General features: G+C 54.3%; 19 protein-coding genes. 5 read left to right on the forward strand and 14 right to left on the reverse strand.

The features are described from left to right. The 7 genes from ACIQW9_RS10615 to ACIQW9_RS10645 form a co-directional block, all read right to left on the reverse strand. Window positions 1-852: a branched-chain amino acid ABC transporter permease gene (locus ACIQW9_RS10615; protein WP_402336425.1), complete on the reverse strand. Its 852-nt coding sequence runs from the start codon at window positions 850-852 to the stop codon at window positions 1-3. 123 nt (window positions 853-975) lie between these two features. Continuing rightward, the gene (locus ACIQW9_RS10620; protein WP_402336428.1) at window positions 976-2,133 is read right to left on the reverse strand and encodes an ABC transporter substrate-binding protein; all 1,158 of its coding nucleotides are present in this window, start codon (window positions 2,131-2,133) and stop codon (window positions 976-978) included. A gap of 60 nt (window positions 2,134-2,193) precedes the next feature. Next, a complete protein-coding gene (locus ACIQW9_RS10625; protein ID WP_402336431.1) occupies window positions 2,194-2,802 on the reverse strand; it encodes an SRPBCC family protein in 609 nt (202 codons plus the stop codon). Then, entirely contained in the window at window positions 2,792-3,328 is a 537-nt protein-coding gene (locus tag ACIQW9_RS10630; protein ID WP_402336434.1) for a (2Fe-2S)-binding protein, read from the reverse strand. The genes ACIQW9_RS10625 and ACIQW9_RS10630 overlap by 11 nt, the downstream gene beginning before the upstream one ends. Next, the gene (locus ACIQW9_RS10635; protein WP_402336437.1) at window positions 3,325-4,143 is read right to left on the reverse strand and encodes an FAD binding domain-containing protein; all 819 of its coding nucleotides are present in this window, start codon (window positions 4,141-4,143) and stop codon (window positions 3,325-3,327) included. Before ACIQW9_RS10635 ends, ACIQW9_RS10630 begins: the two co-directional genes overlap by 4 nt. Continuing rightward, complete coding sequence (locus tag ACIQW9_RS10640; protein ID WP_402336440.1) at window positions 4,140-6,542, reverse strand: xanthine dehydrogenase family protein molybdopterin-binding subunit; 2,403 nt, start codon at window positions 6,540-6,542, stop codon at window positions 4,140-4,142. Before ACIQW9_RS10640 ends, ACIQW9_RS10635 begins: the two co-directional genes overlap by 4 nt. Window positions 6,543-7,217: 675 nt before the next feature. Then, window positions 7,218-7,733, reverse strand: a complete 516-nt coding sequence (locus ACIQW9_RS10645) for a MarR family winged helix-turn-helix transcriptional regulator (protein WP_402336443.1) — start codon at window positions 7,731-7,733, stop codon at window positions 7,218-7,220. A 221-nt stretch (window positions 7,734-7,954) separates the two neighbouring features. Here ACIQW9_RS10645 and ACIQW9_RS10650 point away from each other — a divergent pair, with 221 nt between their 5' ends. The 4 genes from ACIQW9_RS10650 to ACIQW9_RS10665 are packed head-to-tail and all read left to right on the forward strand — an operon-like array spanning window position 7,955 to window position 11,939. Continuing rightward, window positions 7,955-9,220 (forward strand): amidohydrolase/deacetylase family metallohydrolase, encoded by a 1,266-nt coding sequence (locus ACIQW9_RS10650; RefSeq protein ID WP_402336446.1) that lies wholly within the window; start codon window positions 7,955-7,957, stop codon window positions 9,218-9,220. Next, complete coding sequence (hpxZ, locus tag ACIQW9_RS10655) at window positions 9,220-9,600, forward strand: oxalurate catabolism protein HpxZ (RefSeq protein WP_402336449.1); 381 nt, start codon at window positions 9,220-9,222, stop codon at window positions 9,598-9,600. Before ACIQW9_RS10650 ends, hpxZ begins: the two co-directional genes overlap by 1 nt. Continuing rightward, the gene (locus ACIQW9_RS10660) at window positions 9,597-10,805 is read left to right on the forward strand and encodes an amidase (protein ID WP_402336452.1); all 1,209 of its coding nucleotides are present in this window, start codon (window positions 9,597-9,599) and stop codon (window positions 10,803-10,805) included. The genes hpxZ and ACIQW9_RS10660 overlap by 4 nt, the downstream gene beginning before the upstream one ends. 18 nt (window positions 10,806-10,823) lie before the next feature. Beyond that, window positions 10,824-11,939: a DUF1116 domain-containing protein gene (locus tag ACIQW9_RS10665; protein WP_402336455.1), complete on the forward strand. Its 1,116-nt coding sequence runs from the start codon at window positions 10,824-10,826 to the stop codon at window positions 11,937-11,939. Window positions 11,940-12,133: 194 nt separating this feature from the next. On the opposite strand, the gene ssb is transcribed toward ACIQW9_RS10665, so the two are convergent. Both ssb and ACIQW9_RS10675 read right to left on the reverse strand, forming a co-directional pair. Continuing rightward, the gene (gene ssb, locus ACIQW9_RS10670; RefSeq protein WP_402336457.1) at window positions 12,134-12,619 is read right to left on the reverse strand and encodes a single-stranded DNA-binding protein; all 486 of its coding nucleotides are present in this window, start codon (window positions 12,617-12,619) and stop codon (window positions 12,134-12,136) included. Window positions 12,620-12,634: 15 nt separating this feature from the next. Then, window positions 12,635-13,828 carry an MFS transporter gene (locus tag ACIQW9_RS10675; protein WP_402338001.1) on the reverse strand — a complete coding sequence of 398 codons (1,194 nt, stop codon included), beginning with the start codon at window positions 13,826-13,828 and terminating at the stop codon, window positions 12,635-12,637. A 185-nt stretch (window positions 13,829-14,013) separates the two neighbouring features. On the opposite strand from ACIQW9_RS10675, the gene uvrA reads away from it, so the two are divergent. After that, window positions 14,014-16,878: an excinuclease ABC subunit UvrA gene (gene uvrA / locus ACIQW9_RS10680; RefSeq protein WP_402336460.1), complete on the forward strand. Its 2,865-nt coding sequence runs from the start codon at window positions 14,014-14,016 to the stop codon at window positions 16,876-16,878. Window positions 16,879-16,959: 81 nt separating this feature from the next. On the opposite strand, the gene ACIQW9_RS10685 is transcribed toward uvrA, so the two are convergent. The 5 genes from ACIQW9_RS10685 to ACIQW9_RS10705 all read right to left on the reverse strand — a co-directional run bounded on the left by ACIQW9_RS10685 (window position 16,960) and on the right by ACIQW9_RS10705 (window position 23,597). Then, the gene (locus tag ACIQW9_RS10685) at window positions 16,960-17,880 is read right to left on the reverse strand and encodes an AEC family transporter (protein WP_402336462.1); all 921 of its coding nucleotides are present in this window, start codon (window positions 17,878-17,880) and stop codon (window positions 16,960-16,962) included. A gap of 121 nt (window positions 17,881-18,001) precedes the next feature. After that, window positions 18,002-19,528 (reverse strand): glycosyltransferase family 39 protein, encoded by a 1,527-nt coding sequence (locus ACIQW9_RS10690; protein WP_402336465.1) that lies wholly within the window; start codon window positions 19,526-19,528, stop codon window positions 18,002-18,004. Window positions 19,529-19,537: 9 nt separating this feature from the next. Continuing rightward, window positions 19,538-19,915, reverse strand: coding sequence for a transporter (locus ACIQW9_RS10695; RefSeq protein WP_402336467.1), 378 nt, complete (start codon window positions 19,913-19,915; stop codon window positions 19,538-19,540). Continuing rightward, a complete protein-coding gene (locus ACIQW9_RS10700; RefSeq protein WP_402336470.1) occupies window positions 19,912-21,426 on the reverse strand; it encodes a UbiA family prenyltransferase in 1,515 nt (504 codons plus the stop codon). Before ACIQW9_RS10700 ends, ACIQW9_RS10695 begins: the two co-directional genes overlap by 4 nt. A gap of 182 nt (window positions 21,427-21,608) precedes the next feature. Further along, complete coding sequence (locus tag ACIQW9_RS10705; protein WP_402336473.1) at window positions 21,609-23,597, reverse strand: cation:proton antiporter; 1,989 nt, start codon at window positions 23,595-23,597, stop codon at window positions 21,609-21,611. Between the last annotated feature and the right edge of the window lie 45 nt (window positions 23,598-23,642).

The following is a 23,642-nucleotide window of genomic DNA, read 5'->3' on the forward strand; positions in this document are numbered from 1 at the left end:
TTAACTTACCCTTTCCTTGATGGTAAACAAGCCTTGTGGACGGAAAATCATGACCACAATAATGACAAGAAAGCCAAGTGCGTCGCGATAGGCGGTGGAAATATAGCCGGCACCAAACTCTTCAACGATGGCCAGGACGAAGCCGCCCAAGGCTGCGCCCGGCAGATTGCCGAGTCCACCGAGAATAACAATGGCAAATGCCTTCAGGCTCGCGAGATCGCCCATGGTCGGGGTCACGACGAATACCGGAGCCAGCAAGGCGCCTGCCACCGCAGCGAGACAGGAACCCAGCGCAAAGGTCAGCGTGTACATATGTGACACATTCACACCGACGATCTTGGCTGCATCCTTGTCCTGGAACGTGGCACGCATCGCCAAACCAAGACGTGAGCGCTCGATCAACAGATAGAAAATTATCAGCAAGGCCACGGCTGCCGCGAGCACGAACAGACGTATCGGGGCAACAGAAACTGCACCCCAAACCATAGGTTCCTGGCTGAATGGCGAGGCAACCGACTTGGCCACCCCACCCCACATCAACAGTTCCATGTTCTGCATGATGAGCATCACACCGATCATAATCAGCATGACTTCATCCATTGCCTTCAGATCACGACGGCGCAGCAGAAAGTACTCGATCGCTGCACCGAGCAAGAAGCCGACAATGGCAGCCACAAGCAATGATGCAAAAAAATTCATGCCAAACATGGCAACCACGCCATAAGCGACATACGCACCGAGTGCATACAATTCACCGTGCGCAAAATTAACTACCCGCATGATCCCGAAGATCAGCGTCAGACCGATCCCGAGCAGGGCGTACGTCGAGCCCAGCACGAGAGCGTTAAGCATATGCTGTAATAATTGGTCCACAAGATTCCTCCGGCAGGCAGTGCGATCAACGAAAGATCACGCACTACCCACGTTTAGGTGAGAGAGAGCGGAGTCACATCACGCGACTCCAGGCGCAATGCATTACTTGACCGTTACCTGGCCGTCTTTTAATTCGACGACATAGATATTCGGTGTCGACTGGCCGCTTTCCTTGCCGGCAGGACCTACCTTGGCGAAGGCAATATCACCGTTGGCTCCCTGGACTTGCACCTTCCACAACGCATCACGGATGGCAGCAGGTTCAGCCTTGCCCGCGATACGGATCGCTTCGGCGATCGTCAGGATTCCATCAAAACCGCGAAAACCTTCGATCTGACCAGCGAGCTCCAAATCGCGTGTTTTCCAGCCATCCATAAAGGCCTTGGCCACTGCAGGATGCTTCGCACGCTCAGGTGCCCATGGAGCAAAGAACACAATATGTTGGCTGACATAACCTTTTGGTCCGGGTGTTTTCAACAACTGTTCTGGAAACGCACCGCCGGTTGTCAGGATGCGTTGTGTCAGTCGTTGTTCGCCGGCTTGGCGAATCGCCAGCGTCAGCTGTTCGCTACCCGAGGTAACAAATATCGTGTCGGCACCACTACCTTTCAAAGCCGCGAGTTGTGCTGAAAGGTCGGTCATGTCAGGAGTCATCGTTTCGGTACGACCTACGGCAATGCCTTTGGCTTCCAGCATCTTCTTGAACTCAACCGAGGCACCCAAGCCCCAGTCATTGTTCACAACCAGGAAATCCACCTTCTTGATCGCCGGATTGTAGCTATCTACCACTTTAGAAAATGCCTGCGCCTCCATTGCCGAAGTCGGACTGGTGCGAAATACCCACGGATTACCTGCTGTTGTGATTTTGCTGGACGATGCCGCCTCTACAACCAGGGGTACTCCATACTCGACCAGCTTCGGCATGATCGCGAGCGTAAAGGTTGAGCTCCAGGCGCCCATCATGACCGGAACCTTATCCTTCAAAATCAGCTTCTCTACCGAGTTGACTGCTTCACGCGGATTGGACTTGTTGTCTTCGATGACGAGCTGAATCTTCTTGCCCAGTACACCGCCGTTCTGATTAATATAATCGGCAGCGATCCGTGCACCATGGGTGACATAGGTACCGGCAGCGGCGACCGGCCCGGTCAGAGGTTCGGTCACGCCGATTTTGATGGTTTCTTGTGCATAAACGGAGGTCGCTGCAAACATGGTAAAGCCGATGCAAGCTGCCAGGGATTTTGAGGTACGCCAGATCATGATGGTTATCCTTTATCTGCGAAACAAGTAGATGATTAATTCAACGTTTTTAATAATTATTTAATTTCTGCGACTGGAAAATAATCCCGCCAGCAAGGCCTTGATCAAAGTCCAGAGGTCAATGGAGGAAGTATCTTTTTGCGCGGGGCGGGATGCTGCACTTGAAGCCGCACCCGCAACGCCGCTGCCATGTACATCGCCAGCTGTAGCAGGTTGTGGCAAACGTGCCTGCAAGTTCTCGGCAAACTGCTTGGTCAACTGTTCAGCAAGTGCCCGCACGATGCCTTCACGGCTGAACTGTGCGAGCGAACCGGTAATGGTGTGATCAACCTTGACCTCCACATTGGTGCCGCCATCCGGCGCTGCGATAACAGAAAAATGCGCCTCGCCTTTTACGCGACTATTGCTGCGTGCATCGACTGCGGTACCGACAATGGCACCACTGTTCGATGCCTCATCCAGATTCAGTCGCCCCTGTCCGGCAAAACCGGCTGCGATAGGACCCAGCTTTACTTTGAACAGCAGAGGAATTGCTCCTTCCTCACTTGCCGTCGCGGCAGTGTTAATCGAAGCGCCAGGCAAACAATCCACCAGCAACTCAATATCGTGAAAAGCTTTCCAGACAAGATCCGTCGGAGCTGCGATGTGAAACGATTGTTCAAGCTGCATGAGTGTTCTCCTGAGATGAAACTGATTGAGCGCGTTCGCGCAATACACGCAAAATCGCGCGCACAATACCGAAGTAACCGGTGCAGCGGCACAAATTTCCCGCCAATTCTTCGCTTACCCGCGCCTCATCGGCTTGAGGCAAGCGCGTTACGATGTCACGCGCCGTCATCAACATGCCAGGTGTGCAATAGCCGCATTGCAACGCATGTTCAGCAGAGAATGCAGCACGCAGTTGCGCCATGATCGGGTCGTTATCGAAGGCCTCCAGCGTGCGGATTTTTTTGCCTTCCAAACGCTTGGCCGATTGCAGACAGCTGCGTTGCGGTGCGCCATCGACTTCAATAGTGCAAGCACCACAGACACCTTGTTCACACCCAACATGAGTGGCTGTCAGTCCGCAGTGATCACGCAAGGCATCGGCGAGATGGGTACGCGGCTGCAGTGTTAATTGGTAACAGTGACCATTGACGTTCAGCTGTACCTCAGTGGTTTCCACCGCTGGAAATTCAATCGGCAATGCACTCATCGTGTTTTCCCCATATCCAATGCCACCAGTCTCAACATCTCAATCAAGCTCTGGCGACGATCAAGTTCAAGATCGGGAGCAGCCTGCATCACGATCTGCTCACGCACTTCTGTTTGCAATAACTCAGCCATCAGACCCCGGCGTTCGACGACATACGGTGCACCATCCAGCGCGCCAAGTACCACGCGCTCAGTACCGTCGCTGGCATCACGCATACCCGATGCCATGGCGTGCGCCAGTTCGCCAGTCTTGCGACATAGCTTGTGGTAGGACCACTGCATGCCGCTCATGCGTTTTGGCACACTGACGGCAATCAATATTTCACCGTCCACCAGTTGGGTTTCGTAAGCAGAAGTCATGAAATCGCGGGCAGCGATATCGCGCTGACCGGAAGGACCAAGCACATGTAACGTGGCTCCCAGCAAAGGCATGGTGCTGATCCAGTCGGCTGCAGGGTCTGCATGACACAGACTGCCGCCTAGCGTGCCGCGATTGCGCACCGCACGATAGGCAATGCCGCGTGCAACAAAAGGCATCAGGCCCTGGCTTGGATCTGGATCACGCTTGTCTTCTATGGAAGCATGTGTCGTCATCGCACCGTAGCGAATCGCATTGCCGCTATCGCTTACTGCACGCAAGGATTCAAATGCATCGAGATCAAGCAGCGTGTCTGGTTGCGCCAGGCGCAAATTCAACATCGCACCCAAGGACTGGCAACCGGCAACAACTTTGCTACCCCAGCCACCTTCAACCAGCAGCGCAGTTGCTTGTGCGAGATCATCAGTACGGGTCAGACTGTAGGCGGAAGGTTTCATGCGTGCGCCTCCTTCTTGGCAGCCGCAAGTGCTTCCAGCACGCGACGCGGATTGGCGGGACATTGCGTCAACTCGGCACCGAGTCCATACAATGCATCATTGATGCCGTTGATGATCGCGGCCGGTGGTGCGATCGCACCACCTTCTCCGATTCCTTTTTGTCCGTACTTGCTGTTCGGACTTGGGGTTTCCATGTGCAGCAATTTGGTCGGCGGCATTTCGCCGGCACCTGGCAGCAGATAATCCTGCAGTGTCGATGCCAGTGGTTGACCTTCACTGTCGAATGGCATCTCTTCGTACAGTGCGGTGCCTATACCCTGCGCCAGTCCGCCATACATCTGGCCATCGACGATCATTGGATTCAGCAAGACGCCACCATCTTCACAGATGACGTATTCAAGGATTGCGACATGACCGGTTGCGGTGTCGACTTCGACCAGACAGGTATGGCAGGCATAACTGAAGGTACCCGCGTCCGGCATCATCTTGTAACCGGCCACCACTTCCAGCCCGCCTGGATCGACTGATCCGACCGGTAATTTCTGCGGTGCGCGATACCAGGTATGCGCAATTTCGGCCAGTGACAAACGTTTGATACTGTCTGGCACGCCGACTGTGCCGTTTTTCAGATTAAGCAAGCTGGCATCGGTCTCGAGCAGAACACCGGCCATCACTTTTATGCGTTCGGCCAATTGCTCACAAGCGGTACCGACAGCACCGCCTGCCATCACCGCACAACGCGAGCCCCAGGTGCCGGTGGAATATGGCGTCATCCCGGTATCACCGTGAATCACACGCACTTTTGCGATATCGATGCCAAGCACCGTATGCGCAACCTGTGCCATCGACGTTTCCAAACCTTGTCCGTGCGAATGCACACCGATACGCAGTTCGAGCACACCATCCGGTGTAAAGCGGGCCGTGCATTGTTCGTAACCCGGCACCATAGGAATACCCCAGCCGTGATAGACGGAAGTACCATGCGCACCTTGCTCACAGAACACCGCCATGCCAAGGCCAAGACGCTTCTGGTTTGCGTCACTGCCATTCGCTGCATGACGTTCTTTTTGACGGACGCGCCAACCGTTCCAGTCGATCGCTTCGACTGCCTTGTTCATGCAGGTTGTGTAATCGCCAGAGTCGAATAACTTGTTGGTGATATTGCAGTACGGCATGGCAGATGCCGGCACCAGACTCTTGGCGCGCAATACATACGGCTCAATACCCAGTTCACGTGCGGCAATATCCAGCACTACTTCCAGTGCAAAGCAGACGCCGGTACGTGCCACGCCGCGATACGGCAAGATAGGTGGTTTGTTGGTGGCAGCTGAGCGTGTACGGCAAACAAAGCTGTCCATCACATATGGTCCCGGCAGGATGGAACCGATCTGGGCTCCTTCCAGGCAGGCACTAAATGGGTAAGAGGAATAAGCGCCTGAATCGACCACGGCATCGCAACGTATGCCTGCCAGTCTTCCCTCACGCGTCACATCAACTGCTATGTCGTAACCGTGTTCGCGGCAGTTCGCATTTGCACTCAGCTGCTCGCGTCTATCTTCCAGCCAACGCACCGGACGCTTCAGATGCATCGCCAGCCAGGCGCAGCAAATTTCTTCCGGCAGCAAAATACCCTTGTAACCGAAGCCACCGCCAACGTCAGGCGAAATGACACGTATTTTTCCTTCGTCCAATCCCAGGCATTCCGCGAGACCGGTACGATTGATATGTGGCACCTGCGCAGCTGTATACATAATCAGCTGATCCATGCGGGTATCCCACCAGCACAGGACCGCACGTCCTTCCATCGGCGCCATGCATTGACGCGCCATGCGCAACTTGCGGCTGACGCTGTGCACATCTTCCTCAGTCGCGTTCACACGGCGATCGACATTGGTTTCAGCGAAAACGTTTTCACTCCAGTCATCATGCACGCGTGCATCGCTGTCCAAGGTGCCGTACATATCGGCCAAAACAGGTAATTCCTGATAATCGACCACCACACTTGCAGCGACATCTTCGGCACATGCACGATCTGGGGCGACACAGACAGCGACCAGTTCACCGACGTGCCGCACCTTGTCTTTTGCGAGCGGGTATTGAGCGGAGTGCTTGAAACCAGGGAGGGAGGATGTTGCCACGATAGGACGGACGTCCTTCATATCTGCCATCGTGTAAACCAGATGCTCCATGCCTTCCGGCTTCTCGATCTGGCCGAGACGCGCATGTGCAACCGGCGAACGAACAAAAGCAACTTCAACCATATCCGGCATGCGCATATCGCCGACATATTTACCTTGACCCAACAACAGTCGCGTGTCTTCCTTGCGCAATACCTCGCGACCAATTCCTTGATCGGTGCCGGCTTGCATGAGCAACTCTGGCGTCACCAGATCATTCATGAATTCCTCCTAAAAATTGCCGGAAGTAGAAATTTAACTCTCTATTTCCGCGTCTCAAATAATATGTGGCATACCACATTTATATAGTTATATGTAATTCATTTTTTGCATTACGAGCATAGGTTATTTTTACATCTCCTTTACGCGTACTACGATTTTATTTAAACATGCACTACTGACAAAGTACTGTGCAAAACCGCGATGCCGAATACTGTCCGCCCTACTTTAATAATGCACGTGTTAAGTGATGACTTCATGCATAAAACTTGCCGAACACTCTCAACAACAACCATACAGACATATCAGACAAAATTCATGCAAATTATTCGTTTAAATCAAAATATTTCATTTCAATATTATGTGGTACAGCACATATTATCAACAAAAAAAAACAAAATGAAACAATATGCTTGAAAAAATACAGACATTTATTGTTTTACATCAAAACTACGACACTTGCATCAAGTTATAGAAATTTTTTAACAAAGGTGTCGCAAAGTTGCGTCAAAAAATACCGTAGTACCTTGATGCGTACCCTGCGTTCGTATCACCAAGGTAGCAACGAACACGTCACAACGCAGAGCACATCGGCACAATGAACGTTATGGGCTACCCCGATCTCGCGGGCGGGAAATGCACGCTACGGTGCGGGAGAATTTCAGAAGAGAGGAACGGTTATCGTACCTTGAGCAAAGGCACGCGATCGCTAGCCTCTGAATCGACGACTCTCACCATAAGAAGAATGAACAACTTGCGTTCTTCCGGGGAGAGATTTTCAATCGTGCGGTCATGCGCCCTCTGTACGGCAGGACGCATTTTTTTGGCCAGTGCGCGCCCCTTGCGGGATAGCTTGACGTACTTGACACGTTTGTCATGCTCGGACAGTCGCCGCACAATCAGTTCGCGCTGCTCCAGTCGTGGCAGCACTTCCGCCACACTTGTACGTTCAAGTCCAATATAATGCGCGAGTGAATTTTGGTCCGATTCACCGCACTCTTCCAGAGTCGTTAACAAACTGTATTGCACTGGCGTGATGTTGTACTCGACGGTTTCTTCCATGAAGAGCGCGCTGTGGATCTGATGCAACCGGCGGATCAGAAATCCTGGGCGTGTAAACAACAAGGAGCGTGCCTGCACTGACTCCATTTCACTCATCAAAGCGGGATGGACTGCTTCTTCAATCATGTTCATGGATGGTCAAGATATAAAAAAGTGGATGGATTCTGGCCTGCCGAAAACCTGCAGTATATGTGAATCGACCACCAAACCAACAATAAAAATAGATTAATAATGTGGTGCACCACATTTCTTCAAAACTATAATAAAATACAAAGAACACCACATTGATTCAAAGTTCATATAAATTATGTGGTGCACCACATATTATTTTAATTCACTTAGAAGGGCTTCTCATGAATCATATTCTCCTCAAGAACGGCCATGTAATCGATCCTGCAGCCAATCGCGATGGCATCTTCGATGTGCTGATCAAAAATGACTTCATCGCTGCAGTAGACCGCGATATCGCACCACCGGATGCAAATACAACAGTAGTCGACTGCCAAGGCAAACTGGTATTGCCCGGCCTGATCGATACGCACGGCCATATTTATCAAGGTGTCACTGGCCGCTTTGGCCTCAACGCAGATATGTGCGGCGTGTACTCTGGCGTGACCACCATGGTCGACCAGGGAGGCGCCAGCTGCATCACCCTGCCCGGCTTTCGCCAATACGTCGTCGAACAATCCAAGACACGTGTGCTGTCATATATGTCCGCCTATCTGGTCGGCGGTCTGGAAGGACATTACTACCCTGAACTCTATCGCCCGGCTTGCCTGGACGTGGAAGCTACCGTCACCGCAGCCAAAAAGAACAGCGATATTGTGCGTGGTTTGAAAGCACACGCCGAGATAGGCGGTTTTGCGCGCTGGGGCGTTGATGTCATGCGTATCTCTGCACAGATCGGACGTGAGGCGGAGCTGCCGGTCTACATCCACTTCGGCCAGCTCTGGCCCAAGCCGGAAGACGGTGGCTCGCCAGTCAATCCCGACAATATCTTCAATCAAGTAGTCGACATGCTCAAACCAGGCGACATCCTGGCGCACCCATTCAGTCGCAATCCAGGCGGCTTCGTTGAACTAAATGGTTCCATCCATCCTATGGTCAAGGAAGCAATTGCACGCGGCCTGAAGATCGATGTTGGTCATGGCTCACACTTCAGTTTCAAAACTGCACGCATCGTGCTGGATGCCGGTGTCATGCCCGATACATTGGGTGCTGATATGCATGGATACAACACGAGCGTTCCACCTCCAGCTGGCACACCATCCTGGCACCCGGATGAAAGCGTACATATCTTCAAGGGTAACGAACGCTTTAGCCTGGTTTCCGCAATGAGCAGCATGCTGGCACTCGGCATCCCACTCAATCATGTGGTTGCCATGGTCACCAGCAATGCCGCAAAACTGGCACGCATGGAAGACGAAATCGGCTCGCTCAAGGTCGGTAGCGTTGCAGACGTCAGCGTTCTTGATGATCTGCGTGGACGCTGGGTAATGCATGACAACGAAGGTACGCAAGTCATTACCGATCGCATGCTGCATCCAGCATTCTGCTATCGCAATGGTGAACGTTTCGATGCTAGTGCCGCCATTCTTCCCGTCGCCAAGGCTGCATGATGAAAATCAATCAACCTCTTACGCTGCAAGAAGTTGAGCAGGTCTTCGACGCCTACGAAAAGGCGTTGGTTGGCAATGACATGATAAAGCTCGATGAGTTGTTCTGGAACGATGCCGCCACTCTGCGTTATGGTGCCGGCGAAAACCTGGTCGGCTTTGATGCGATTCAAGCATTTCGCTTGCAACGTCCCTCCGCCAATCTGGCACGCACGGTCACCAGCCGACACATCACCACCTTCGGTACCGATTGCGCTGTCGCCAACATTACCTTTACCAAGGCAGGTGAATCACGCATCGGTCGGCAAACGCAAACCTGGGTGAAATTCCCAGACGGCTGGCATGTAGTTGCCGCGCACGTTAGCTGGATGGAGAGCAAATGAACATCCCATTGAGCAGCCAGCTACAACCAGATACCGGCGGCGCCTTTCTTGCCGAAGCTTTTGGTCATTCCTTGCAAGCGCACCTTCCGTTTGGCAAAAAACTGGAAGGTGTGCGTTTTGCGGTAAAGGATGTATTCGACATCGCCGGCACGCGTACCGGCGCCGGCAATCCTGTCTGGTTGTCCGGCAATCCCGTGGCAAACAAGCATGCAGCAGCAGTAGAGCGTCTTTTGTCTGACGGTGCCACATTCGTCGGCAAAACGCTGACCGACGAACTCACGTACAGCCTCGCCGGTATTAACGCGCATTACGGTGTGCCGCTCAATCCTGCCAGTCCGGACCGCCTGCCGGGCGGTTCTTCATCCGGTTCGGTAGCGGCAGTAGCAGCAGGGTTGGCGGATATCGCATTGGGTACAGACTGCGGTGGCTCCGTCAGATTGCCGGCCAGCTATTGCGGTGTGTGGGGCATGCGGCCTACCCATGGGCGTCTGTCTGGGCATGGCTGCATCACTCTTGCGCATAGTTTCGATACGGTCGGTTGGTTTGCCAATACGCTGGAACATCTTGAGCAAACTTTCTGCGCATTGGCCCATGCAGAAACCACCAGCATGCCAGCGACATTCCTGACACTCAATGACGATGGCATAAACAGCTTGCTGGATCCCACCGTAGGAGATGCCTTTAGTGCACTGAAAAACCAACAAACGGATTTTCTTTCCGTAACAACAGCATTGGATCTGACAGCCTGGGCTGCAGCTTTCCGCATTCTGCAAGCATCGGAAGCATGGATGGAACATGGCCTTTGGGTTACACAGCATGCGGATGAATTGGGTGCTGATATTCGTCAGCGCTTCAACATCGCTGCCAACGTGACGACAACGCAGGTTCGCGCTGCCCAGGAAGTCAGGATTGCCGCCATCCGTGAACTAAACCAGATCCTCGATAACCAGCACAAGGTAATCGTGATCCCGACAGTACCCACCCCTGCTCCGCTGCTCAGCGCAGACAGTACGCAAGTCGATGACATACGCATGCGCTCACAACACATGCTATGTATCGCCGGGCTGGCGGGTCTGCCGCAACTCAGCATGCCCTGGATCCAGATCAACGGCGCACCGGTTGGCTTGTCCATCATCGGCGGTCGTGGTTGCGACGAAATCGTTCTGCATGCAGCACACAAGCTGCAAGCCAAAATTACGGATTGAACACTACGGAGAATAGCCATGAACAGCAGAAATTTCGATGATGAGATCGCACTGATTGCCAGCCGTTTCGACGATATTCGCTGGACGGATGTGATGTTGCGCTCCGAGGCACTGCCTGATTTGGCCAACGACATACTGCTACATGCAGGGCCGCCGTTGATAGGCACGATCCCTGCTCCCATCAAACAAGCCGCTATAGAGTCATTACTGTTTGAAGGATTCGCAGAAAATCGTGACGCAGCAATACAATTGCTTGATCAAGGGAAGATTCGATTAATGCCCGCCCAGGATCACGGAGTAGTTACGCCGCTGGCACAAGTTGTATCTGCTTCGATGCCGCTGTTCGTCGTCAAAAACGGCAATACAACACGCTATGCACCCATGGTTGAAGGCCCTGCACCTGCCCTGCGCTTTGGCAAACCAGGGGCCAGTTCAGGTGCACATCTACAATTAATTTCGCAATTTGGCATACACGTACTAAAACCGGTACTGCAACGCCAGCCTGTTACCTTATCCTCGCTGATTCAATACGCCTTGCTAGGCGGCGAAGAATGCCATGCACTGACCGCACGCGCCAATGCTGCCTTGGCAACGCAACTTGATACGTCGCATGCCATAGATCGCCAGGTGATTCTTGCCAACCCTGGCTTCGTGCTGCCACTTTTGATGGCCGCATGTGCGTTACGTCTGGAACAAACAGGGCACATCGTCGCTGCAGGGGGCAATGGCCAGGCTTTCGGCTATCGCCTGCGTGATGCCAATGATTGGCAGACCGTTCCAGCAACACCACCCCAAGGCACACGATTCAAGGGACATGAAAAAACCACTGCGCTTGGTGCGATAGGAGACAGCGCCGTCATCGACTTCTGCGGGCTGGGTGCGCAGGCACTGGCTTTCTCACCGACACTTGCACACGACTGGCAAGAGTTTTTACCAATAGATCTGTATGCGCATCGATCTCAGGTCTTAAATGTTCAGAGCGGAATGGTGGATTTGAAAAATATCCTGAGCAGAGATTGTTCACCCATGGTCAACCTTGCCATTCTTGATCGTGATGCAGAAATTGGTCTGATCGGGCGCGGTGTTTTCAGCGTGCCTACGCAGTTGTTTGCAGATCCGAACAAATCTGCTTAAGGGCGCTAATTACCAGCCCTCCCGGTTGCAGTCACATGGAAAGTCTGGTGGATTCTATTAGGCAGTTACTCTGGTGCGGAGGAGTGCCTGATTTAATGCAACTTACCGATCAACAAGCCAAGCAAGTAAACAAGAAAAACCCCTGTCAGATATGAATCTAACAGGGGTTATTTACTTTACAAACCAGATATCGATTAAAACGGGATATCGTCATCCATGTCATTGAAGTTCGACACTGCCGGCTTGGCGGCAGGGCGAGCCGACTGGCCACCGGAACTTTGGCGTGGTGCCGGAGCGCTGCTGCCGTAGTCGTCATCCATGGCTGAGCTACCACCACCAGCGCCGGGACGGCCGCCCAGCATTTGCATGGTGTCGGCGATGATTTCCGTCGTATAACGCTCGACGCCATCCTTGTCCGTCCATTTGCGTGTTTGCAAACGACCTTCGATGTACACGGACGAACCTTTTTTCAGATATTGGCCGGCGATTTCAGCCAGCTTGCGATAAAAGGTAATGCGATGCCATTCGGTAACTTCTTTTTTATCGCCGCTGGTCTTGTCTTTCCAGCTTTCCGTTGTGGCAACAGCCACGTTGGTAACGGCTTCACCGTTAGGCATGTAGCGGGTTTCAGGATCGCGACCAAGATTGCCGACGATGATGACTTTATTGACTGATGCCATTAGATATTTCTCCGATTAAACTACCGCGGCCTGAATCTGGCCGCGACGTGGTAAGTTTTTCATGTTGGCGGCAATTATAAGCCAGGCCACTGTCAACACGGCACCCAAAACGAATACCGATGCACCGCCTGTATGCTGCGTCAGCCAGCCACCCAGGGCACCACCGCAAAACAGGCCCAGCGCCTGCAAAGTGTTGTACACACCCAGCGCCGTACCCTTGGCCGATGGCGGCGCGATGCGCGACACCAGCGAAGGCTGACTGGCTTCCAGAATATTAAAAGCGATAAAAAATGCCAGCAACAAGACTACCAGCCAGGCCCAGTGCAACTGGCTTTGCGTAAACACCAGCCACATGCCGACTTGAACCGCTAATAATAAAGCAATGGCAGCGACAAAAACCTGTTTCGATTTGCCGCGCCTCTCAGCAATGAAAATCGGCGGCAACATCAGGATAAAAGAAGCCAGCACTACCGGCAAATAGATTTTCCAGTGTTCGCCTAGCGGCAGATGACCGAAGCGGATCAGCGCCGACGGCATCACGACAAACATCGCCATTTGCGTCACATGCAGCGCAAACACACCGTAATTCAGACGCATCAGTTCGCTATTGGTCAGCACCTCGCGTATCGATATGCGTCCTGGCGGCAAGGCCGGAGCAGCTGGAACGATATACAAGACCACCAGAATCGCCAGCACCGACAAGATGCCGGTCAGCGCGAATATGCCGCCCATGCCGATAGCTTGATACAGCAGCGGCGACAGCACCAGCGAACCGGCAAAGGTCACACCGATGGAAGCGCCGACCATGGCCATCGCCTTGGTGCGGTGTTCTTCTCTGGTTGAATCGGCAATAAAGGCGGTGACTGCGGCCGAGATCGCGCCGGCGCCCTGCACTGCACGGCCAACGATGACCCAGACGATATCGTCGGCAGCGGCGGCAATGAAAGAGCCCAGTGCAAACAGGATCAGGCCGATCACAATCACGCGTTTGCGGCCGTATTTATCCGATGCAATACCGAATGGAATTTGTCCGAACGACTGCGTCAATCCGTAAATCCCCAGCGCCAGGCCGACCAGCGTGGCACTCTCGCCGCCCGGCAAGCCTTTGGCGTGCACCGAGAACACCGGCAGGATCAGGAACAGGCCGAGCATGCGCAAGGCAAAAATCGATGCCAACGACGTGCTGGCGCGGATTTCGTTGCGGGTCATACGGGTGCTGACGTCGTTTGAGGAAGTGGATGACATGGCAAAGAGGAAATAGAGCAAGGAAGAACCAGAAACGTGGTTTTACGACCAGCTTTAAAACCCGCTATAGTAGCAGGTTGACCCGTTTTAACCTTCCTGCGGCCTTCAAAAAAGGGCGCGGGCGCCGGAAAGCCTAGCTGAAAGAGTGAATGGACGAAATTCGTATCCGAGGTGCGCGTACGCACAACCTCAAAAACATCAATCTTGATTTGCCGCGCAACAAACTGATCGTGATCACCGGCCTGTCGGGTTCCGGCAAGTCTTCGCTCGCCTTCGATACGCTGTACGCCGAAGGACAGCGCCGCTACGTCGAATCGCTGTCGGCCTACGCGCGCCAGTTTTTGCAGCTGATGGAAAAGCCCGATGTCGATTTGATCGAAGGCCTGTCGCCGGCGATTTCCATCGAGCAGAAAGCGACCTCGCATAATCCGCGCTCGACGGTCGGCACCGTGACAGAAATCCACGATTACCTGCGCCTGCTGTACGCACGCGTCGGCACGCCGTATTGCCCCGACCATCCGGAAAATCCGCTAGCCGCGCAATCGGTATCGCAAATGGTCGATGCCGTACTGGCAATGCCGGAAGATACCAAGCTGATGATCATGGCACCGGTCGTCGCCAATCGCAAAGGCGAACACCTCGATCTGTTCGAGCAAATGCAGGCACAGGGTTTCGTACGCTTTCGCGTGCAGAGCGGCACCGGCAATGCGCATATCTACGATGTGGATGCGCTGCCAAAACTGAAGAAAGCCGAGAAGCATACGATCGCGGTCGTCATCGACCGCATCAAGGTCAAGCCCGATATCAAGCAGCGCCTGGCGGAAAGTTTCGAAACCGCACTGCGTCTGGCCGAAGGCCGTGCACTGGTGCTGGAAATGGATACCGGCGTCGAACAGTTGTACTCGAATAAATTCGCCTGCCCTGTCTGCGGCTACTCGCTGCAGGAACTGGAACCGCGTCTGTTCTCGTTCAACAATCCTATGGGCGCCTGCCCGGAATGCGATGGTCTCGGTCATATCGAATTCTTCGATCCGAAACGTATCGTTGCCTTCCCCAATCTGTCGCTTGCCAGCGGCGCCGTCAAAGGCTGGGACAGGCGCAATCAGTTCTATTTCCAGATGCTGTCGAATCTGGCGGAATTCTACGATTTCGATATCGATGTCCCGTTTGAAAAACTGCCGGAAGTCGCGCAGAAAGCGGTATTGTTCGGCTCCGGAAAACAGAAAATTCCATTCACCTACGTCAATGAAAAAGGCCGCACCGTCATTCGTGAACACGAATTTGAAGGTGTCGTGAATAATCTGCAGCGTCGTTATCGCGAAACCGATTCGATGGCCGTGAAGGAAGAGCTGGCGAAGTTCATCAACGAAAAAGAATGCCCGAGCTGCCACGGTGCGCGCCTGCGCGTCGAAGCACGCCATGTTCTGGTCGGCAACGGCGAACAGAAACGCGCCATTTACGAAGTCGCCGCCACGCCTTTACGCCAGACGCTGGAATTTTTTGAAACGCTGACGCTGACCGGCGCGAAGAAGGAAATCGCCGATCGCATCGTCAAGGAAATCATTTCACGCCTGAAGTTCCTGAACAACGTCGGCCTCGATTACCTGTCGCTGGAACGCAGCGCCGATACGCTGTCCGGCGGCGAAGCACAGCGCATACGCCTCGCCTCGCAAATCGGTTCCGGCCTGACCGGCGTCATGTATGTGCTGGATGAACCGTCTATCGGTTTGCATCAGCGCGACAACGATAGATTGATCGAAACGCTCAAGCACTTGCGCGATATCGGCAACAGCGTGCTGGTAGTGGAACACGACGAAGACGCGATTCGCTGTGCCGACTATGTGGTCGATATGGGCATAGGCGCCGGCGTGCATGGCGGCGAAGTCATTGCCGAAGGGACGCTGAAAGATATCCTGAAAAGCAAGACTTCACTGACTGCGCAATACCTGAACGGCACGCTCGGCATAGCCGTGCCGAAGAAACGCACGCTGCCCAATCCGAAGAAACAATTTGTGATCACGGGTGCTACCGGCAACAACCTGAAAGACGTCACGCTCGAATTGCCGGTCGGCTTGCTGACCTGCGTTACCGGCGTCTCCGGCTCGGGCAAATCGACGCTGGTCAACGACACGCTGTATCACGCCGCTTCGCGCCATCTGTACGGCTCGCAAGCGGAACCGGCCGCGCACGAATCGATCAGCGGCTTCGAACATTTCGACAAGGTAATTTCGGTCGATCAGGCGCCTATCGGTCGCACGCCGCGCTCGAATCCTGCCACCTACACCGGCTTGTTCACGCCTATCCGCGATCTGTTTGCCACCGTGCCGACGTCGAAAGAACGCGGCTACTCTGCCGGGCGCTTCTCCTTCAACGTCAAAGGCGGTCGTTGCGAAGCATGCCAGGGCGATGGCGTCATCAAGGTCGAGATGCACTTTTTGCCGGACGTCTATGTGCCGTGCGATGTCTGCCACGGCAATCGCTACAACCGCGAGACGATGGAGATTCAATACAAGGGCAAGAACATCACCGAAGTATTGAACATGACGGTCGAAGAGGCGCACGTCTTCTTCAAACCGGTGCCGCTGATTGCACGCAAATTGCAAACCCTGCTGGATGTCGGCCTCGGCTACATTCGTCTTGGGCAAAGCGCAACCACGTTATCGGGCGGTGAAGCGCAACGCGTCAAACTGTCGCTGGAATTATCCAAGCGCGATACCGGCCGCACCTTGTATATCCTGGACGAGCCGACCACCGGCCTGCATTTCCACGATATCGACTTGCTGCTGAAAGTGATACATCGCTTGCGCGATCAGGGCAATACGGTCGTCATCATCGAGCACAATCTGGACGTCATCAAGACAGCCGACTGGCTGATCGACATGGGGCCGGAAGGTGGCGCCGGCGGCGGTCAGATCATAGGTAGCGGCACACCGGAAGACCTGGCGAAAAATCCGGCCAGCTTTACCGGAAAATATCTGGCACCGTTGCTGAAGCAGAAGAAATCGGCAGCTTGAATACATAGTAACCCTGGTATTCAGCACCAATAAAAAAAAGGCGAACCGCGGTTCGCCTTTTTTATTTTCCGAATCCGGACTTCAGTTCGGCAAACCCATCCACAAGCCCACGGGCACGAATACAAACGCAGCCAGATTGCCCAGCAAAACGATGGAGGCGACCTTCTCCGGCTCCTGCTTGTACTGCTCCGCCACCATAAAACAGAAAACCGCCGGCGGCAGCGATGCAAACAGAAACATTTGCCCGCGCTGCTCAGGACTCAGGCTGATGAGCTGATCAAGCACCCATGCAACGATCAAACCGGCGGCAGGGCACACAATCGCACCGACCAAACCGATATGCCAGCTTTTCAAGGTGACGTCCATCATGCGCACCCCCAAAGCGAACAGCATCAAGGGGATGCAGGCATCGCCCATCATTTTCAGCGCGATAAACAAAGGGGCTGGCAAGGGCACATGCACGATCGCAAACAGCATCCCAACGAACATTGCAATCATCATCGGATTGGCGAGAAATTTCCACGGTGAGATACGCACACCATTTGCCTTGCTGCGACCACTTTCTATGATCTTGATACCGACCGAGAAATACATCAGATTGCACGCCATGAACAAGGCAACGGCAGAGCCCAGACTATCCGCCCCGAATGCCAGAATCGCAAGAGGCAAGCCCATATTGCCGCAGTTGTTGTAAATCATCGGCGGCACAAAGCTGCGCACGTCGTAGCCGAACAAACGCGCCACCGGCCACGCCAGCAAGCCCGAACCCAGAGAAATCAGCACCCCTGCAAAGATCAGCATGCCGTTGTTCGCCAGGTCAAAATCCTTGGCCGCCAGTGCAGTAAAGACCAGCAGCGGGCATAGCACTTCCATGCTGATCCGATTGACCGGCGTGATATCGGACCGTACCGCTTCACCACGCAAGCGGGCATAGCCGTAACCCAGCGCAATGATGATGAAGACCGGCAGAATAATGCCGAGTATGCGTTCAAAAATTTCCATTTTTTCCAATTATTCTGACCGCAATAAAAATGCCGAACGGGATTGCTCCCATTCGGCACAGGCATCCTGAAGCGACTTTACTATAGCAAGCTTATGCTGCGCTTACAGAAGCCACTCATGTTTATGGCCGCTTGATATCGTAGCGCTCAAGGAACTGGCAACCGTAGACCGGCAGGAACGACGGTATCCGATAATACCGATCCGCGACGGTTTTCAAAATACGCTCGCGATATACCTCGTAGTTGAAGTCCTTGCCATCGGCGTACCAGAAGGTGACGCCATCCTTCTCCAGCGTATGCACGGTCACCGACGAAAAATACGGTGCCAGATCGGCAGGGTTAATCGCCCGGCGATCGAAAATTCGAATTGTCTTGCCTGCATATTGTTTGAAATCGACATTCAAATCATCCTGGCGCGCATGGAATTTCCCGATGCCGAAGGTCGGCCAGTATTCGCCGGCGTGATACGACAGCAAGGCAGCCGGCGTATAGGCGCGCGCCATGATCGCAGCATCCGCTGGCAAGCCCCGGCGCAAGGTAGAGACGATGCTTGGCGCCTGCTTGTGAAATACGATGTCATCGTGCAGCGCATAATCCTTCCACAGCGTGGTCGGCAACAGAATAATCGCCGCCAGGAACAGGAAATGCGGCACCGAAAACCATGCAGTCCATTTTGCATACTTGCGCAAATCGTCTGCGTTGGTGGTCGTGCCGATGAATAAAAACAGGAAAGGCATGAAACCCAGCACCCAGTGCAAGCCTATGGTTTTTTCCATCGACAGCAGCAGGAACAGCAGGAAGGGCACCACGAACAGCACAACAATTGCACCGCGCTGGATCATCATGCCGCCCGAACGCAGCAACTTGACGAATACCCATGGCGTAATCAGGTAAATCATCATCAACACGTACTCGCCAACGGTATAGAACGACAGCTGCGTGTTCTCGTTGCGATTGATCATGTTGAACATGACATTGGTCCAGCAATTGTGCGCGTTGAATGCGATGGTGATGGCGAACAAAGGAGCAGAACATGCGGCAATGATGATCAGCTTGGGCCAGCCGCGACGCGAGCGGCACAGATAAACGAAGTAGGCAATCGCCAGCAAGCCGGCAAAGTATTTCGACAGCAATGCACATCCGAGGAATATGCCGGCGCCGAAAAACCAGGACAACTTATCCGACATCGTGCCGCGAATAAAACAGTAGCCGCTCAGAAAGATGAAGAAAATCAGCGGCGTGTCAGTGGTGACCAGATTCAGCAGCAGCGTGAAAGGCAGCAGCAGAAACAAGGTGCCCAGTCTATAGGCAACAGCTTCCTGATACGGCGTCAGCCGGCGCAGCAAATCAACCAGGCCCAGAGCGATCAGACTCCACATCAACACAGTGAAGAAGCGTAGCGACAGCGGATGCGCGGAAATACTGTTGAGCACGAACAGCAGCCAGCCCACCATAGGCGGATGATCGGAATAACCCCAGGCCGGGAATACACCCCATTGATAGAAAAACGCTTCATCGCCCGTCATCGGGAAATAAGCAGCCAGCCACATCTTGATCAGCAGCGTGATCACAAACGTCCACTTGAAAACCTGACGCGCACGTACCGGATCGGTACCAGCGTACAGCGAACGTGTTGAATTAAAATTCATTCCAATTCCTTAACTCTTTACCGACAGGACGAGCACGCCTGCGATCACCAGCGATACGCCGAGCACTTTATAGATGCTGGCCGATTCGCCCAAAATAAATATCCCCGCCAGCGTCGTCAACACGACGCCGAGCGAAATCAACGGATAAGCCATGCTGACTTCCAGCTTGCCCAGCACCAGCAACCACAAGCCGGCACTCGCGCCGAAGCAGAGCATGCCGCCCCAGATCAGCGGACTGGTCAGCGCCAGCCAGTAAACCGAACGCATGCCATTCGACATCGCCTGCTGAATGGCTGGTGCCGACATGCCCATCTTCAGCAATACCTGTGCCGCAGCAGTCAGACATACGCAAAATAACGCCAGCCCCAAAGCAGCCATCTGGCTCATGCCATTTCTCCCAGCGATGCCACCAATGCCACACAGGCAACCAATACGGCGATGCTCCAACTCGTGCGATCAGTAATCGCAAACAGCAAGGGATCGTCTTGAATTTCCATACGCGAAATTTTCAGCCACAAACGCATGATCCAGAACAGCATCAGCGGCAGGATCAGCCACAGTATTTCCGCATGCGGATACATGGAACCACCGACCTGGCTATCGATATACAGGGCCAGCAACATGACCGCGACAAAACCGCTGGCGATGCCCATCGAGATCAGGTACGACAAATCGCTGGTGCGATAGCCGCGACCGGCCAGCGACACCTTGCCGTCACCACTCATGAATTCCAGTTCGGCACAGCGCTTGACCAGCGCCAGACTGAGGAACATGAAGAGCGAAACCGCCAGCAACCAGTTGGAAATCACCACCTCGCTGACCAGGCCGCCGGCCAGTATGCGATGTGTGTACAGCGATGCGAGAACCAGTACATCGACAATCGCAATCTGTTTCAGGCGCGCCGAATACAGCAGCGTCACCATCACATACAGGACCATCAAGGCAAAAAACGACAGCGAAATCGATGCCGCCAGCCACAAGGACAGCGGCAACAATACGAGCACCAGTACCGCACCGAATGGAATCGTCAGCGTCGCCGCCGCAAACGGCCGCGCCCGCTTGCGCGGGTGCGCCCTGTCCGACGCCAGGTCGAACAGATCGTTGATGACATACGTCGCCGATGCACACATCCCGAACGCGACGAATGCCAGCAGGGTTGCGAACCAGTTATCGCCGTTCAAATCGTGCGCTGCCATCAAAGGTACGAACAGCAAGGCATTCTTGGCCCATTGATGCAGACGCAATGCCTTCATCACCAACCGCCATTTGAATGGGCGCGGCGGAATGATCAATGCAGGCGTTTGCAGTTTCTGCGCCTGGCTTGTAATTCCGGGCGATGCATTGACGACGATGATTTCAGCCGCTTGCGCCCACACGGCAAGATCTGCTGCAGCGTTGCCGGCATAGGCAAAACCTTGTGCACCAGCATCGGCTTCAATCGCCCGCAGCTTGGCGGCGGATTTAAGATTGAGCGCCTCATCACTGCCCAATACCGCGTCGAAGATGCCGAGATAATCAGCCACGCGCTGCACCAGCGTACGATCCGATGCGCTCGCCAATACCAGGCGCCGGCCGGCAACGCGCTGATGCTGCAAATATGCCAGCAGCGTCGTGTTATACGGCAGCAGGGACACGTCCAGTTCAATTCGCCGCGCGATTTGCGATTTCAGATTGCCGCGTCCGCGCAGCAGCCAGATACAGCAAAGAAACAGATAAAGCGGATTGCGCTTGATCAGCAGCAGGACCGACTCCAATAACAGATCGGTATACGTCAGCGTGCCATCCAGATCGACATACAAGGGCAGCAGCGAGGCAGCAGGCGGGCTCGTCGCATCGTCGCGCCCGGAAACGGGCGACGCATGGGACGAACGAGGAAGACTGCTGGGGGAAACGCTCAAATCACCACCTGAAAACAAGAGAATATTGATATCTCGAAAAGAACGGCATGCCGAACCGTCTTGATTGCTGCTGTTTTACTATTGCTTTACTGCGGACTATTACTGATCGCGGCAAGCACCTGCATTACAGGTGCGCAATTTTCCGTCTTCATATGACTACCGTCAACCACAACCACCGCTCTTCAGCCCTTTAGCAAGCGATTCTCCGCGCGCGCGAGCTCTTCCACTGCCGCGCATAGCACAATGATATCGCCTGCCAGCAAAATCGTTTCCGGCGTCCAGTCGATGCGTATGCCGTCACGCCGCAGCGCGGTCACCTCCACACCCAGCGCATCCAGCCCCAATTGCGCCAGCGTTTTGCCTATCGCATGCGCGCTCTCGGTCAATTGCACCGAACGCAAGCGCACCTGCAAATGTTCATCCCCGTCAGAAACATCGCTGACACCATGAAAGAAACCGCGCAAGGATGCATAGCGTTCGCCACGTGCGGTCTGGATGCGGTGCACCACACGACGCAACGGCACGCCCAGCGTCAGCAAGGCATGCGATGCCAGCATCAGACTGCCTTCGATTGCTTCCGGCACCACTTCGGTCGCGCCGGCGGAACGCAGTTTATCGAGATCGGAATCGTCGTAGCTGCGCACAATCACCGGCAAGGTAGGCGCAATCTGTTGCGTGTGATGCAGAATTTTCAAGGCGGAAGGCGTGCTGGCGTAGGTAATCACCAGTGCAGCGGCACGATTGATACCAGCTGCCACCAGGCTTTCGCGCCGCCCGGCATCGCCGTACGAAACATTGGCGCCGGCTGCCTGCGCATCCCGCACGCGGTCCGGGTCCAGATCCAGCGCCTGATACGGTATGCCTTCTTCGTCCAGCAATTTGGCCAGGCTTTGACCGGTGCGGCCGAAACCGGCAATCACGACATGCTGTTGCGCCGCCATGGTGCGACTGGCAATTTTTGTCAGCGCCAGCGACTGCACCATCCATTCATTGGCAGACATTTTCATCACGATCGCATTGGATTTGGCGAGTATCAGGGGCGCGATCAGCATCGACAACACCATGGATGCCAGTATCAATTGCACAATCAGCGGCTCCAGCAAATTCAGCGCGCCAATCTGGTTCAGCAGCACGAAACCGAATTCGCCGGCCTGCGCCAGCGCCAGTCCCGTGCGCAAGGCTACGCCGAGCGGCGCACCAAACCAGCGCGCCAGTATCGCCACCAGAGCGAACTTCACGAGTACGGGCCCGATCAACAACAACAGCACCAGCCACCAGTATTCGACGACCAGCCGTATATCCAGCAACATGCCGATGGTAATAAAGAACAAACCCAGCAACACATCGCGAAATGATTTGATATCTTCTTCCACCTGATGCTTGAACTCGGTTTCGGAAATCAGCATGCCGGCGACAAAGGCACCCAGCGCCAGCGACAGCCCGGCCATCTCGGTAATCCACGCGGCACCGAGCGTGATCAGCAACAGGTTCAGCATGAACAATTCTTGCGAACGCCGTTTGACGACGAGGCGGAACCAGCCGCGCATCACCTTGTGCCCGACAAACAGCAGCAGCACCAGCACAATAACCGCCTTGCAGGCTGCCCACCCCAGCGTGACAACCAGATCGCCCTTGGGATTGGCCAGTGCAGGAATCAGAATCAGCAGCGGCACCAATGCGAGATCCTGAAACAGCAGAATACCTATGCTGCGGCGGCCATGCTCGCTCTCCAGCTCCAGCCGCTCCGTCAATACCTTGGAAACTATCGCAGTCGATGACATGGCCAGCGCGCCACCGACTGCCAGCGCGGCCTGCCAGCTGATGCTGCTCAAGCGACTGGAAAAATGCGCGACCAGCCAGCCGAATATCATGGTCAGCACAATCGTCAGCAATACCTGCGCCATGCCGAGGCCGAACACGGTACGTCGCATCGCAGACAATTTGGCCAGAGAAAATTCCAGCCCGATGGAAAACATCAGGAACACCACGCCGAATTCGCCGAGCGCATGGGTGGTGGAGCTGTCTTCCGCCCAACCCAGCGTATGCGGTCCGATCAAAATCCCCGCCACCAGATATCCCAGCATGGGCGGCAAATGCATGCTGCGGAAGGCGACCACGCCCAAAACCGCCGCAGCAAGCAACAAAAGCGTGAGCTCTAAAGGAGACAACATAGATGTGAACCGGCTGGTTTATTCAGAAGGGCGAGCAGAAGAATC

The sequence above is a fragment of the Herminiimonas sp. NPDC097707 genome (assembly GCF_044761395.1).
In the GTDB taxonomy this organism is placed as follows: domain Bacteria; phylum Pseudomonadota; class Gammaproteobacteria; order Burkholderiales; family Burkholderiaceae_D; genus Oxalicibacterium.